11 protein-coding genes and 1 pseudogene are annotated in these 14,593 nt (G+C 64.1%); 7 read left to right on the top strand and 5 right to left on the bottom strand.

Annotation, left to right across the window (positions count from 1 at the left end; translation table 11 throughout):
• Window positions 1-58: 58 nt before the first annotated feature.
• A complete protein-coding gene (locus RPQ07_RS16280) occupies window positions 59-265 on the top strand; it encodes a hypothetical protein (RefSeq protein ID WP_313944867.1) in 207 nt (68 codons plus the stop codon).
• A 33-nt stretch (window positions 266-298) separates the two neighbouring features.
• Here RPQ07_RS16280 and RPQ07_RS16275 read toward each other — a convergent pair whose 3' ends face one another.
• From RPQ07_RS16275 to RPQ07_RS16265, 3 genes are all read right to left on the bottom strand, one after another.
• Window positions 299-1,783 carry a DUF2637 domain-containing protein gene (locus RPQ07_RS16275; protein ID WP_313944866.1) on the bottom strand — a complete coding sequence of 495 codons (1,485 nt, stop codon included), beginning with the start codon at window positions 1,781-1,783 and terminating at the stop codon, window positions 299-301.
• Window positions 1,784-1,934: 151 nt separating this feature from the next.
• Window positions 1,935-2,666 carry a DUF3558 family protein gene (locus RPQ07_RS16270; protein ID WP_313944865.1) on the bottom strand — a complete coding sequence of 244 codons (732 nt, stop codon included), beginning with the start codon at window positions 2,664-2,666 and terminating at the stop codon, window positions 1,935-1,937.
• 123 nt (window positions 2,667-2,789) lie between these two features.
• Entirely contained in the window at window positions 2,790-3,611 is an 822-nt protein-coding gene (locus RPQ07_RS16265) for a DUF3558 domain-containing protein (protein ID WP_313944864.1), read from the bottom strand.
• 163 nt (window positions 3,612-3,774) lie between these two features.
• Here RPQ07_RS16265 and RPQ07_RS16260 point away from each other — a divergent pair, with 163 nt between their 5' ends.
• From RPQ07_RS16260 to RPQ07_RS16235, 6 genes and pseudogenes are all read left to right on the top strand, one after another.
• A complete protein-coding gene (locus tag RPQ07_RS16260) occupies window positions 3,775-5,031 on the top strand; it encodes an RtcB family protein (RefSeq protein WP_313944863.1) in 1,257 nt (418 codons plus the stop codon).
• Between the two features lie 286 nt (window positions 5,032-5,317).
• Window positions 5,318-6,058, top strand: a complete 741-nt coding sequence (locus tag RPQ07_RS16255) for an SAVMC3_10250 family protein (RefSeq protein ID WP_313944862.1) — start codon at window positions 5,318-5,320, stop codon at window positions 6,056-6,058.
• A 44-nt stretch (window positions 6,059-6,102) separates the two neighbouring features.
• The gene (locus RPQ07_RS16250) at window positions 6,103-8,190 is read left to right on the top strand and encodes an AIPR family protein (RefSeq protein ID WP_313944861.1); all 2,088 of its coding nucleotides are present in this window, start codon (window positions 6,103-6,105) and stop codon (window positions 8,188-8,190) included.
• Window positions 8,191-8,197: 7 nt separating this feature from the next.
• Entirely contained in the window at window positions 8,198-9,562 is a 1,365-nt protein-coding gene (locus RPQ07_RS16245; RefSeq protein WP_313944860.1) for a serine/threonine-protein kinase, read from the top strand.
• A 76-nt stretch (window positions 9,563-9,638) separates the two neighbouring features.
• Window positions 9,639-9,983 (top strand): annotated as a pseudogene (locus tag RPQ07_RS16240) (RtcB family protein); the annotation flags it as partial.
• A 270-nt stretch (window positions 9,984-10,253) separates the two neighbouring features.
• On the top strand, window positions 10,254-10,919 hold the full coding sequence (locus tag RPQ07_RS16235; protein WP_313944859.1) for a hypothetical protein: 666 nt from the start codon (window positions 10,254-10,256) through the stop codon (window positions 10,917-10,919).
• 337 nt (window positions 10,920-11,256) lie between these two features.
• Here RPQ07_RS16235 and RPQ07_RS16230 read toward each other — a convergent pair whose 3' ends face one another.
• Window positions 11,257-12,783, bottom strand: coding sequence for a hypothetical protein (locus RPQ07_RS16230; RefSeq protein ID WP_313944858.1), 1,527 nt, complete (start codon window positions 12,781-12,783; stop codon window positions 11,257-11,259).
• 637 nt (window positions 12,784-13,420) lie between these two features.
• A complete protein-coding gene (locus tag RPQ07_RS16225; RefSeq protein WP_313944857.1) occupies window positions 13,421-14,356 on the bottom strand; it encodes a hypothetical protein in 936 nt (311 codons plus the stop codon).
• Between the last annotated feature and the right edge of the window lie 237 nt (window positions 14,357-14,593).

Below are 14,593 nucleotides of genomic sequence, written 5' to 3'. Positions count from 1 at the left end.
CCGGCGGTTCCGACGTACGCACGATGTGCCGGACCGAGCGGCCGGAGAGCGTGGAGTCATGAAGAACGAGACCATCGCGATCATCGGCTGGATCACCGCCGTGCAGGGCGCCCTCGGCGCGGGCGGCCGCCTCTACGGGGACGGGCCGTGGGGCCTGCTCCACCAGTGGTGGGACATCCCCACCGCCGGCTATGTCATCCTCTTCGCCGTGGGCGCGGTCATCGCGGTCGTGGGCGAGACGGGACGCAAGCGCGCCAAGGCGTGAAGCGGGACCCGCGGCAGGACGCCGCGGCCCGTCTCAGGCGATGTGCTCGGCCTCGAGGTCGGCCTGGAAGCGGTTCTTGAACTCGGGCATCAGCTGGCGCAGCAGCGCCGCGCTGCGCGGGTGCCGGATGCCGTGGGCGTCCGAGAGATGTATGTCGAGCTGCTCGGTGCTCGGCCAGTCGCTGTGCTCCTTCACATACCACTCGAACACCGGGTAGGCCGCCTCGCGGAAGTCCGCGGCATCGGTCGGCTGCTCCGTGTGGTCCCCGTCCGGCGGCATCTGCTCCTGCGCCTGGCTCTCGGACCGGGGGCCGGGGACGACACCGCCGAGCGGGCGGGTGCGGCCCGGGCCCGCGGGGACCCGTACGGCACTGGACTCCAGGCCCTCGGCGGACGGCGGGGTGAAGCCGTTCTCGTACGCCTCCTGGTACGCCTCCTGCGGCACCTGGGGAGCGGCGAACCAGGGGCTCGAGTGGGTGACGGCCGGGCCCTGCGCCTGCGCCTGCTCCTGGTACGGGCCCTGCTCCTGGTACTGCCCCTGCTCCTGGTACTGCGGGTACTGCTGAGGGCCGCCCTGCTGCGCCGGACCGTACGGGCCGGGCTCGGCGTACTGCTCGTACTGCTCGTGCTCGTACGGCTCGTGGTGCTCGTTCTCGTACTGCTCCTGCGACGGCTCCGGGTACTGCTCGTGCTCCTCGGGCCACTCCTGCGCGGGCGGGAGCTCCGGCTGGGCGGCGCCGCGCGCCTGCCTCGGGGGCTGGGGTTCCAGCTGCGCCTGCGCCTGCGGCTGCGGCTGGAGCTCGGGCTGGGGCGACGGGGGCAGGAGCGCCGGTTCGATGCCGGCGGCGGCGAGTCCGGCCGGGGCCGTCTCGGCGAGCGGCACACCGTACTTGGCGAGGCGCAGCGGCATCATCGACTCGACGGGGGCCTTGCGGCGCCAGGAGCGTCCGTAGCGGGCCTGGAGGCGTGCCTGGTAGATCAGCCGGTCCTGTTCCAGCTTGATGACCTGCTCGTAACTGCGCAGCTCCCACAGCTTCATACGGCGCCAGAGCTTGAACGTGGGGATCGGGGAGAGCAGCCAGCGCGTGATGCGCACGCCCTCCATGTGCTTGTCGGCGGTGATGTCCGCGATCCGGCCCACCGCGTGACGGGCGGCTTCGACGGAGACGACGAACAGCACGGGGATCACCGCGTGCATGCCCACGCCCAGCGGGTCCGGCCAGGAGGCGGCGCCGTTGAACGCGATCGTGGCCACGGTGAGCAGCCATGCCGTCTGGCGCAGCATCGGGAAGGGGATGCGCAGCCAGGTCAGCAGGAGGTCGAGGGCGAGCAGCACACAGATGCCCGCGTCGATGCCGATGGGGAAGACGACGGCGAAGTCGCCGAAGCCCTTGCGCTCGGCGAGTTCGCGCACGGCCGCGTACGACCCCGCGAAACCGATCGCGGCAATGATCACCGCGCCACTCACCACGAGCGCGATGAGTATGCGGTGCGTGCGTGTCAGCTGCATCGCGGCCACCCGCGATCCCCTCCCGTGTCAGTGACGCATGTGCCCTCCGAGGGGGCACAGCCTGGCACATGCCGGCGGAGTCCGCGCTCGCGGGGAGCGGCGGACTCCGCCAACAGGCCGTGGCCTGAACCTACTTGCCGAAAGTCACATGTTCGCAGCGTTACTTGTTCGCAGCGGTCACGGATGCGACGGCCTGCTTGGCCGCCGTGATGGCGCCCTTCATCAGGTCCGTGGCGGCCGGCGGCTTGGCGCCCGCGTAGCCCGTGCCGTTGTAGGTCAGCGTGATCACGACGTTGTCCGTGCGGGTCACGATGGTGGCGTAGGTGAAGTCCTCGTCGGTCTTCTTCAGCTCGTAGCCGATCGCCTTGGCGTCCTCGCCGACACCGGCGGCGGGAGAGGTCCGCAGGTTCTTCGCGCCCTGCGCGGCCTGGGCCTTGGCGACTTCCTTGGCGTAGTTGTCCTCGGCGCGCTTCTGGCCGCTGACGCCCAGGGACGACTCCGACTCGTAGCGCAGGAAGGACACGTCGAGCCAGCGGTACTGCGAGCCCTTGACGCCCTTGTCCTCCAGGCCGTTCCAGGAGCAGCTGCCGCGGGTGGTGGTGTCCGAGGTCTTGCCGGCCGTGCCGTTCTTCGTCTTCGTCTCCGGGACCAGCGTCTCGATCGTCTTCGCGGTGATCGCGTCGCAGGCGTCGGGGAGCTTGGCGAACTTCGCCGGCTCGATGTTCTGCGGCTTCGGCGCGTCCGCGGAGTCCTGGGAACTCGCTGCGGCCGGCTTGTCGGCGCCCGACTCCTTCTTGCCGTCGGAGTCCGACGAGCAACCGGCGACGACGAGCATCACCGGGACGGCTGCACAGGCGAGAATGCGGGTGAGTCGCGAGGCTGAACGGTGCATGGTTCCTTCACTCGATAGTCGTACGGTCACTCCGGTCGGCGAGGCCACGGTACGCGGACACAGCACGGCCGCGTGTGTGTCCCGGGATACGTACACCGTCGGCCGACCGGTCCCGCACGGCCCTCAGTCGCTGAACTTCTCCACCAGGTTCCGGGCCAGACTCTGCGCCTTTTCCTGCAGTTCCTTGCTGTCGGGGACCTCGGTCGTACGCGCCGGCTGCTCCCGGTACACGATGGTCACGATCACGTTGGATGTGCGGAACACCACGCTCACGGTCCTCCGCTGGGCGGTGGATCCGGCGCCCGCGGGGTTCAGGACGTCATCCAGGAAGGCCGCGTCGCCGAGGCCGTCGAGCTCCCGGGGTTCCAGCCCCTCGGGGGTGGCCGACGGATCGTCCGTGCCGGCGCTCGCGCCCGGCGATGGGCTGCCGCTCGGTGACGCGGGCCCGGACGGGCTGCCGGCCGGCGGGGAGGCCGTGCCCTTCTCGTCGCGCGGGTCCTGGGCGACCGGCAGCGAGGCGCCCGCCTGCTTCGTCGCGAACACCTCCTGCGCCCGGTCGTCGTCGCTCACCGAGGTGTCGTACGACACCACGCGCTCGAAGTCGAGGCTCAGGGTGTGCGAGGCGTCGGGGGAGTCGGCCTTCCAGTTACAGCCGACACGGCGGTCGGTGTCATAGGTCACGGCGGCCGTGCCGCGGAAGATGCGCTGCTGCTGCTCCTCGGGGAGCTCGGCGGTACCGGGCAACAGGTCCTTGAGCGTGCCGCGCTCGACGGAGCCGCACGGTTCGAGCAGCGTGCGGTACTTGCCGGGCTCCGCGACGGACTGCGTGCCCTCGCCGGCCTTGGAGTCCGTGGCCGAGCCGTCGCTGCCGTCCCCGGCGCTGCAGCCTGCGACCAGCACCGCGAGCAGCGCCGCAAGACCGGGCACGTACGCCTTTCGTTGCACGGTTCCCAGGCTCCCTTCGAGCGGAAAAGCTGTTGCCGCGCGCACGCGGCCGATGGACACAATGTGTATCGCACGCACTGCCGTCAATGCCGGTCCGTCGAGTCTTTCGCGGTCATAGGCGCGGCTTTTGCGTTTCGTGCCTTTTCGGGGGAATTGAGGAGTCATGTCGTATGTAGAGGTGCCGGGTGCGAAGGTCCCCATCCGGATGTGGACGGACCCGGCCTCGGTCGAGGACGTCGCGATGCAGCAGCTGCGCAATGTGGCGACGCTGCCGTGGATCAAGGGCCTCGCCGTCATGCCGGACGTCCACTACGGCAAGGGCGCGACGGTCGGCTCCGTCATCGCGATGCACGGAGCGGTCTGCCCGGCGGCGGTCGGCGTCGACATCGGCTGCGGCATGTCCGCGGTGAAGACGTCGCTCACGGCAAACGACCTGCCCGGTGACCTCTCACGGCTGCGCTCGAAGATCGAGCAGGCGATTCCGGTCGGCCGGGGCATGCACGGCGACCCGGTGGACCCGGGACGGGTGTTCGGCTTCCCGACGGGCGGCTGGGACGACTTCTGGACCCGGTTCGACTTCGTGGCGGACGAGGTCAAGTTCCGCCGGGAGCGCGCGACGAAGCAGATGGGAACGCTGGGCAGCGGCAACCACTTCGTCGAGTTCTGCCTGGACGAGTCGGGAGCGGTGTGGCTGATGCTGCACTCCGGCTCGCGGAACATCGGCAAGGAGCTCGCGGAGTACCACATGGGCCAGGCCCAGAAGCTGCCGCACAACCAGGGCCTGATCGACCGGGACCTCGCGGTCTTCATCGCGGACACCCCGCAGATGGGGGCGTACCGGAACGACCTCTTCTGGGCGCAGGAGTACGCGAAGTACAACCGCGCGATCATGATGGGGCTGTTCCAGGAAGTGGTCCGCAAGGAATTCCGCAAGGCGAAGGTGACGTTCGACCCGGTGATCTCCTGCCAGCAGGAAGATGCCGAAGGTCAGATGAGGACCGTCGAGTACCGCCCTGGTGTGATCAGCTGCCATCACAACTATGTCAGTGAAGAGCGGTACGACGGGATAGATCTGCTGGTTACCCGCAAGGGGGCCATCAGTGCCGGCTCGGGGGAGTGGGGGATCATCCCGGGTTCCATGGGTACGGAGTCGTACATCGTGCGTGGTCTGGGGAACGAGAAGTCGTTCAACTCGGCGTCGCACGGGGCGGGTCGGCGGATGAGCCGGAACGCTGCGAAGCGGAAGTTCTCGACGAAGGACCTGGAGGACCAGACGCGGGGTGTGGAGTGCCGTAAGGACTCCGGCGTCGTGGATGAGATCCCGTCAGCGTACAAGCCGATCGGGCAGGTGATCGAGCAGCAGAAGGACCTGGTGCAGGTCGTCGCGAAGCTCAAGCAGGTCATCTGCGTCAAGGGCTGAAGTTCAGCACACGACGAGATCGACATGCCTCCGGACTGATCCCGGTCCGGGGGCATATCGCTGTGACAAGCCTTCTTCATCGACAGGCAGGCTCAAGCCCGGAAGCCAGCTGATCAGCACGGCACGCGGAGCGTCGAGGCTCGACTTGGCGAAGCTGCCCAAGATGTGTCTTGGCCCAATCCCTGCGGGTGACGAGATCCCCTATTTGAAGGAGATCTTCCGACCTAGCCCCGGACGTGCCCGGCAGGAGTGGCAGTATAGGGCAGGGCCTTATGTGGGGGGCGAGTTGAGCGAGTACCGCGAGTTTGTCTATCTGTCAGATGCGAAACTTCAGCAGTTTGCGCAGCCACGTCGTCGTTTCTTCGCCCGGCCCAGTGCCGTGCGGTTGACCAGCCCGGTGGGCGGTGTCGAAGTCGAGACACCCACGGCCGACGCCGAGCGGGACCGAATGCGACGCCTGGCGAAACTGGACAAGTACCTGGGGGAGCGCGCGGAGTGGTTCGGCACGCAGGGACTACGGTCGGGGCAGTGGGTGTGGTTCGAGGCACCGCTGCGCTGCGTGACACTGCGGGACAACTACCAGCACATGGTTCTCTTCGTCGACCCGGCCCCGGGGGAGGACCTGCCCTACGAGCAGGAGACGGGCTGCCGCCTGCTGCTGCATGGCTCCTCACGTCACCTGGTGGGCAACGCTCCTGTTGCCGTTGACGGGCCAGCGTTGGAGGACATCGACGGCAACGGCTCCAGCATCGGCACGACCTTCCTAACGAGCGCCGGGCACGCGGTGAGAGCCCTTTCACTGGAACATGACCCCATTGCCGACGGCGTATCGGCCCCCTCGAGCGACCTGACCGGATCGGGCGTCTGGGACCTGCTGGCTGCCATCGATGCCCACTACGCCCATGCGCCGGGTGCCTGGATGCGCGGGCTCGCGCGCGTAACGAAGGGACTGCCCGCCACCGACCATGCCGCGCGCTGCCTGGTGGCTAGCCCCCTGAGCGTGGAATACGCGCACGATCAGGCCTAGACAGCTGGCGCACCAGGGCCCTGCACAGGAAGGCGAGCCGCACCATGGACGACGCTCTGCCGGAGACGATGCGTTTCGTGCGCGAGCACCTCGTACGCACGTACACCCCATACATCGATCAAAGCGACCTCGCGCCGCAATACGGGGACACGGCCTTCTTCGTCCGGGCCCTGGCCGCCCAGGCAGTCAGCATCCTCACCGACAGCAGCCCAGAGGAAGCCGCCTCGTCCGTCGTGGATGGCCCTGGAGACTCCGGCATCGACGCCATCGCCTTCTCCTCAGGCGGCACCGACATCTGGTTCGTCCAGGCGAAATGGAGCATCAAAGGCGCAGCGAGACTGTCGGAGCAAGATGCCGCACTCCTGGTCACAGGGTTGCAGCGTCTGGCCGACCGTCGCTACGACGGATTCAACTCCCGCATCGACGCACTCAGCAGCCGCATCGACGAGGCTCTGAGTTCACCACGCTGCCGGGTGCACTTGGTGGTGGCGCTGGCTGGAGACGGCCGCCTTTCACACCGGGCGGAACAGCAATTGACGCTGGTGGGAAAACACTTCGGCTTCGACGGCCGGACCCCAGTGAAGGTACACACACTGGGACTGGCCGACCTGCACTCTGCTGCACGCATGGACACAGTCCGCACAGTGGTAAGTCTGAAGGCCACCCTCACCGACGGCTGGTACAGCGTTCACGTCCCCTATCAGGCATACGTCGCGAGTATCGCGGCCGGCGAGGTGGCTTCCTGGTTCGGCGCTCACCGCGATCGGCTTTTCGCCCCCAGCCTGCGCCAGCACAGTGTCAGTCAGCCGAACCCGGTGATCCTGAACCAGCTGATCACCGAACCGGAAGACTTCTGGTACCTCAATCAAGGCATCACCTTGATCTGCGACCGGGCTGCGCAGTCCTACCTCGGGCGCAGGGCGCAAGGGCAACCACTGCGGCTGGAGCTGACTAACGTCCGCGTCGTGGCTGGGGCCCAGACCGTTGCTTCTGTCGCCCACGCAGTCGAGCGCAGTCCCGAGGTTGCCGACCGGGCGCTGGTGCCGCTGCGCATCATCTGCTTGGACGATGCCTCCCCCGACTTGCGATCCAAGTTCACCCAGGCGGGCGAGGCCGATAGCCCGGCCGACTCCTTGGACGCCCTCGCCCACGACCCCATCCAGCAGGGCATCCGCAACGGATTCATGCACTTCCTGAACAAGGAATACGTCTACCGGAAGGACGCTGTCGCCCCAGCGCCCGACGCAGGCTGCACGGTGCAGGAAGCAGCCGTTGCCTTGGCCTGCTCTCACCCGGACGTCTCCCTGGCCGCCCGGGCCAGCGCCGATCCGAGCTACCTGTGGCGCCCTGCACCGGAAGGCGCCTACACACGCCTGTTCGGTGGGCGTCCCAGCGTCCATCAGATCTGGCAGTCCGTGCTCCTGCTACGCCAGGTGAGAACCGTCCTCGCCCACGCCGCCGCCGGTGAATCCACCCGCATGCGCGACCTTTTTGACCACGGCGACCTCCTGATCGCCCACCTCGTCTTCCAAAGCCTCGGTCCCGACACCCTTGAGGATGTTTTCGAGGAAGCCGCATACGAGAACTGGCTCGCCGAGCGCACAATGGACATCGCTCTCCGACTGGGTGTGGCCATCGAGGACCGCTACGGCCAGCACCTGTTCCTCGCAAGCGTGTTCACCGACGAACACAAATGTCGCGGCCTGGCCGAGGACGTCACCGGCTCCTTCGCGAACGAGCCCCCCCGGCCCAGACAGGTACCCCCGGGCCGCAAGCGCCGCCCCAACAGCGTGGCGGTGCTCGTGGACCACAGGCGAATCCTGGAAGGGACCCGCCTGCTGTACCAGCCTGACCGCGCCCAAGAACACGCCATCGGCGAATGGCTCAGGGAAGACCCCAGCCGCTATCTCGCCACCTGGACCAACGATGCCCACCTCCCTCTGACGTGGGCCGTCGACCAGCAGGCGTACACGCCTAGCGGCCTGCTGCGCCGCATCTGGAGCGAAGCTGGGTGGGATCAGGCACCGTCCGCAGTCCAGGGTTCACGCTACTGGGTGGTGCCGGACGAGGGCTCCCTCGCAGACATGGCAGAAGCCCTCCTGCCCTTGAGACGACGCGGCGGTGCCTACTGATATGCGGATGCTCGACCGCTACGAACTACGCACCCAGCTCGGCCAGGGCAGCATGGGACAGGTGTGGCAGGCCTGGGACACCCAGCTCAAACGCCCCACCGCCGTCAAGATCATCAATCCTGACCTGCTTATCAAGCAAGCCAACGCCATCAGCCACGAAGACCTAGCGGCCCGCTTTTGCCGTGAGGCCGAACTCGGCGCCCGCTTCAGCCACCCGGGTCTGCCCACCCTCTACGATGCGCACCTCGACGGCAGCCCGAAAGACCTGTACATGGTGTGGGAACTCGTCTTGGGCCAAGATCTGACTGAGATCCTGACCCAAGAAGGCGGACGCCTTCCCGTAGTTCGAGCACTGTTTCTCGCCGCTCAGATTGCCGATGTACTGGCCTGTGCTCACGAAGACCCGGTCATCCACCGGGATCTCAAACCCGCCAATATCATGATCACAGAGGCGTGGAAGGTAAAACTGCTCGACTTCGGTGTAGCGGCCATCTTCGGAGCCGACCACCCCCGCCTCACTCAGCCCGGCCAGATTCTCGGCACCGTCGCCTACATGGCGCCCGAACAGTTCACTGACCGTGGCCTCATCGTGCCCCAGACCGACATCTACGCGCTGGGCTGCCTGCTGTACGAAATGCTCACCGGCCAGCCCCCGTTCACCGGTGATCACGCCACCGTGATGGACAGCCACCGCCATCGTCCGCCCGCTCCGGTACGAGAACTACGCCCGGACGTCCCCCCGGGCATCGGCGACCTTGTGATGAGCATGCTTGCCAAGGACTCCGCTGATCGGCCCGCCTCGGCGCAGCTCATCGCCGACCAATTGGCTCCGCATCACGCCGCTTCAGGCCCAAGCACCGATGCAGGCACCACCGCGACCGAGCCGCCCGCCTCCCCAGTCCCCCTGCACATACGCATCGTTCAAGCGCAAGCCCTCTTTGACGCGGGACGCTTCGGTGACGCGCTTCCGGCCTACAACAAGCTCAGCGCAGAACTGGCAGCTGAAGGAGACGAACATGCAGACGAGGCAGCAGAGGCCAGGGCCAAGGCTGCCTTCTGTCACCTGCGCCTGGGCAATCGCAAAGAAGCCCTCAGTGAGTACGAAGCGCTCGTGCTCCAGCTAAGCCAGCGCTCACCGACCGACAGCATGTTGCTGCTTGACGTGCACAGCAATCTCGGCCTATTGCAGGAAGCCGCGCATCAGCCAGGACTTGCACTCGCCACCCTGGCTGACGCCTACCCCCTGCTCGTCGAACACCTGGGACGGGACGCTCCACTCACGACAGAGGTCCGCGCAGCGCTCAACCGACTCCAACTCGGCAGCAGCTTCCCACGACAAGAGCCGGCTATCACACCACAACTACGCGCCTGACCGACGATGGGCTCCACGCCAGGGTTCCTGTGCTCCTCGACGACGAGAACGCATGGGACGAGCTGGGGGGAAATTGTGCCATCACAACTTCGTCAGTGAGGAGCGGTACGACGGGTTGGATCTGCTGGTTGCCCGGAAGGGGGCCATCAGTGCGGGCTCGGGGGAGCGGGGGATCATCCCGGGCTTGATGGGTACGGGGTCGTACCTCGTGCGTGGTCTGGGTAACCCGGCGTCGTTCAACTCGGCTTCGCACGGGGCGGGTGTGGAGGAGCAGACGCGGGGTGTGGAGTGCCGTAAGGACTGCGGCGTCGTGGATGAGATCCCGTCGGCGTACAAGCCGATCGGGCAAGTGATCGAGCAGCAGAAGGACCTGGTGCAGGCCGTGGCGAAGCTCAAGCAGGTCATCTGGGTGAAGTCCTGACGTCCAGCAAACCACGTGAACGACAGAGCCCCGGACTGAAGCGGTCCGGGGGCTCTCGGTGTCGGTGCATCGCTTGGACGAGCCACGAGATAGGCGCTGGGCCTGGTTGGTGAAGCCAACAATGCCGTGGGATCCGTACGGGCCCCGATCTCTCGCCCCGTGGCAGCTCCAGCCCAAAGCCGCTACTCCGCTTAGCGTTATGGCAGCGCCTCACCGGCGACGTCCCAAAAGCCCTCGGAGTCAGGGCCGTTGCCTATATGCTCATCTGCTATGACATCGCAAGACGGTGGCCAGACACCCGACACTTCATCTGATGACGATGAGGCCGCTTCTAGTACCACGCCTCCGAATACGCCGGCAGGTAGCGACGATGACGCCTCGGCTGCTACTCGAGCTTCCAGCGGGGCGAGCGCCAGCGGCACGCACGATGAACGTCGTTTGATCATGCTCGGCTTCGGCGTAGCTTTGATCGGGGCCATTATCGGCGGCGGCTTCTCCTATCTGGGGGCATGGCATCAGTCGCGGACTCAACTAGAAGCCCAAGAAGCGCAGGGTCGAGAGGACAGAAAGAAGGAAGATCGAGAGAAGCGGGCCGAGGTGTACGAGGGTTTCCTTGGAGCTGCCGACATTTTTGCGGTGAAAACGAACGGAATAACAACTGACTGCAAAGACGGCAAGTGTTCACCGGACTGGCACGCCTGGCAGGCTTCACGCGCGCAATATCAGGGAGCACTTAACCAAGTTTGGGTTTATGGAAGTGACGAAGCGGTTACCCAAACCGGTCGCGTTTCTGCTGCCCTGCCAAAGTCTCTCTGGGAGCCGAACGCCGATGAACTGCACCTGGCTTTCGAGTCCGCGAATTTCAGGGCTGCGTATCAAGGTTTCCAGTCTTTGATGTGCAGGGAGCTTCCCGCGAGCCCGCGTGCCGCCTGTTAAGGCGGCGCACTCGTTAAGGCCTGGTCGAGTGCGCTGTCGCGAGTCGGAGTCAAGGTCATCACCTCGGTATCTCTGGTCCCGCTGCACCTATGCCGCATCGCCGGCGCCATTTGGAATCGCACCCAGGATTCGCCGATACCCTCTCCACCGTAGCCCGGACGCCACCCGAGGACACAATTGTCCTCCGCCACACCGAGCCCTGCACTACCAGGGGCGGGGTGCTCCTCCGCAGAAACTGCGGTGATTCAAGGCTGCCCCAGCGTGCCTTGAGGGGCAAGTTCACAGACTGCTCGACTCCCCAGGAGCGTGCGGGACATTCATCGCCCCGCAATAGCTCTCAAACCAGCAGCCTATCGGGGATATCTACGATGCTGTAGGCGCAGTTCGACAGCCATTCTCGAATCACAGCCGGGTCTTCACTCAACGTCAGAATCACTTGCGCCCGGCCACCTTCACCGCGGAGCTGTGAGCAGGAACGCAGGAAGGATCGCATAGCTGCGGGCTCGACATCGTACATTCTCGGACCGTCGAGTAGCAGCAGACCGGGGTGGCATCCACCAACGGCAGCGCTGGTCTGTACAAGACTGAGCAAATAGGCCCAGCGTAGCTTAAGGCCATCGCTCGCAGAGCCTTGAAATCCTAGGTCACTGTCCCCGTGGGCGGGGCGCATAGTCTGCGGATCAATGGTGATTTCACGAGGCGCAAATACGAGGAACCCGAACGCTCCCAAGAATTCCTGGATCTCGTTCTGCCAGCGCGTGAGCTTGCTGTCATCAGTGGGACTGAACTCGTCGTCTCCTAGCGAGTCGAGCTCCGATTTGAGGAGGATAGCGCTGGTTTGCGCAGCCAGCAAGTCATTGACAACTACCTGGGCGCTGTCACGCAAGCGGACAAGTTCGCGGAATCTGGCTTCTGCGATGAGTTTCGACTGTAGTCGTTCGATTGAAACGTTGGGTGCCTCGGCTTCGAGGTCGGCTTGAAGGGCTCTAATTCGCGCACGGATTTCGCCCGACTCCTGTTCGAGCGAAGAACGGGCCGATTCATTTGCGCGGGCACTAGCCGATGCGTCGCCAATCACATTTGATACGGTCTCGAGTTGCTGCGCAACAAGCGCTGCACTCTCAATGGTTGAAAGCACCGGCGCGCCGGAAAGACTCTCTGTTCCGTTCAGGGATTGTTGGCAGGTCGGGCAATCATGATGCGCAATAGCGCGGGCCGAAAATTGTGCTCCCATACTCTCGAGAGCGGAAATGTCTTTATAGCGTCGAAGTTCTTGCTCCAATAGTCGTCGCCTCTTTTCCAGGACCCCTCTCTGCATATCCATCATGTTTGCTGAATCATCCAAAGACTGTAGCTCCATAGTGATACCCCGCAACCGGCTGCGAGCTTCGCGCAATGCGGAACTTAGAGTAAATGATTCACTCTCAGTAAGTTGAGGTCGCCGCAAAGTACCGGCCTCTTGAATCTCACTCTGTAGATGGTCAAGTGTGTCCTCCAGTGATTCCCAACGATCCCGATTGAAGACTGTGACCACAGAGCCGGCTGCGACTCCATCGGAATCAGCGCCAAACAGTGGGTATCGATAGAAAGTCGGGGTGCCGAACTCGCTTGTTCCGACCACACGCGCATTTGAGACTTGTGCCGCAGCGTCGAGAGCCCCCCGCAGCGAAGCGTATTCTGCCCTGAGCACTGAGAGTCGTTGCTGAAGCTCCGACCTGCGCCGAGCTCGCTCCATGATGTCAAGCTTCAGGTAGAACTCAATCGACCGCCGAAGCGGCTCACGGATTTGATACTGCGTTGGCATCTTCGGCATGATGCCGGACCAGCCTTGCTTCTGTTCTACAAAGAACAGTGAAGCTAGCACTTGCAGATAGAGAGGAACTTCTTTTCCGCCGTAGGTTGGTACTACGGGTAGTTCCCAGCCGAGAAATCCCCGAAGTGCGTGGTGAAATCGACGCTGCCTTCGGGCGTTCGTGACGTGATTGATACTGCCATGATGCGCAACAAGATGACCTCCTTAGCGAATTAGTGCGATAGCGCGCTTCAGCTTTGCTGATGAAATCGAGCCGAGGCGCGTCATGAACTCTTTTTCTTCGGAAAATACGGTCTCGTTCCGATTCAACTCGTCTGCGAACCTCCGTCCTGGAGGGAGGAGAGCAACGCGCCCTTTGGAGGAAACTGAGATGAGCCCCTCGGCGTGCGCTAGTCGAATCGTGAGATCAAGTGAAGGCTCTAGGTTGAAAGAGCCGACGCCAGCAACAAATTGGCCTTGCCACCAAGCCAAGAACCGTGCGCGAGTCGTAGACGTCCGGAGTGCGTGAGTGACGACATTCAGGTGATCAATGTCGGCAGTTGAGGCGTGGAATTTACTCAGTACTAGGACCAGAGCGCCAAGCCGCCAGGTAGTGTCACTGGTTGGCGGGATAGGCCGCGGCCTACTTCTGAAAATTACAGGCTGGCCGCGCAAATCTTCGTTTACGGAGGTAGCATCCCGTGACATTTTAGCCTGCCTCCTCGAAGTCCAGGGGGCACTGCTGCAGCCAATCCGTAACCGCCATGTAGGCGATACTTTCGGCGTTGCTCTTGGCGATTCCCGGTACTACTTGCTCCACGCGAGTACGAACGTCTTCGATGATCGACCCCAGGACCTTATGGGGCAGATCCCCAGGGCCGAAAGCGAGCAACAGCCCTCGTTCTACACTGGCGATACAATCGAGAATCTGCTGATGTACTTCTGGGATGGACTCCAAGTAGTTGTCAAGGATCCCCTCTGCCGCGAGCTGGCTACCGAGCAAATGTGCCCTGAATACGGCTCGCTTGGTCGGATCGGCGAGACGAGGAACCCTTGCTAGCTTCTGGTCCATTACGCCGATCAGTGGACCCCCAACTAGACCGAAGTCGATTCCGTCCGGAGTGCTTCGGGGGACCTGAGCAGGGACGCCGACGGGAGCTGGGAGCACTGGCCCTCGGCGCAAGATTGCGGCAGAATCCTTGTAATCCGCGAGTTCATGCACGTCGACTATGAAGTCGTCCGTAACGTACGGAAGTCCGGCTTGTCGGACGAACGTAGCTTTCTCACTGCAGTGTTGAACGGTCCTATATGATTCGTGTCGAGGTGTAAGGAGGATCCAGGATTTGATTTTCACGCTATCAAAAAGACGCGTAAGGTCGTCCTTATTTTTTATGAACTTGTTGAGATCCTTGGTGATTTTATCTCGATGATTGCCGTAGAGAGCCCTAGGGTTCAGGTCGGGATTTTCTGGACAATAGCATTGGTAGACGATGCCGCCACGGGTAAAGCACTCGATGCCGAGATCACCTCGATCTTGGTCAGGCACCTTGATGACGTTGTCCGCGCCGTACTCCTGCCGGAGTAGACGAATGGCCCAGTCCTGCCATGTGTCTGGGTCCCAGACCCAGCCAGAAGCCCCTGTCACCTGACAGATCATAGAGATCTCGTGACGGGGTGTCATCGGGTTCGGAGGTCCGGTGTGACAGGCGGCCGCGTTGGGTTACCGCTCTCAGATGGGCTACGCCAGCGCATCAACACCATGGAGCTGGCCAACAAGGCGATCTGCCCGGCCTGCCTCTGGCACTGACGACTGGCTGTCCCGTTGGCTTACACGGCCAGGCGGCGATGTTCGCCCGCCGCTTCCCAAAGGCAACTTCGGTGA

This window comes from Streptomyces sp. AM8-1-1 (assembly GCF_032229325.1).
Classification (GTDB): domain Bacteria; phylum Actinomycetota; class Actinomycetes; order Streptomycetales; family Streptomycetaceae; genus Streptomyces; species Streptomyces achmelvichensis.
The sequence above is the reverse complement of the archived record's forward strand: the minus strand, read 5'-3'. Positions and strand labels throughout refer to the sequence as shown.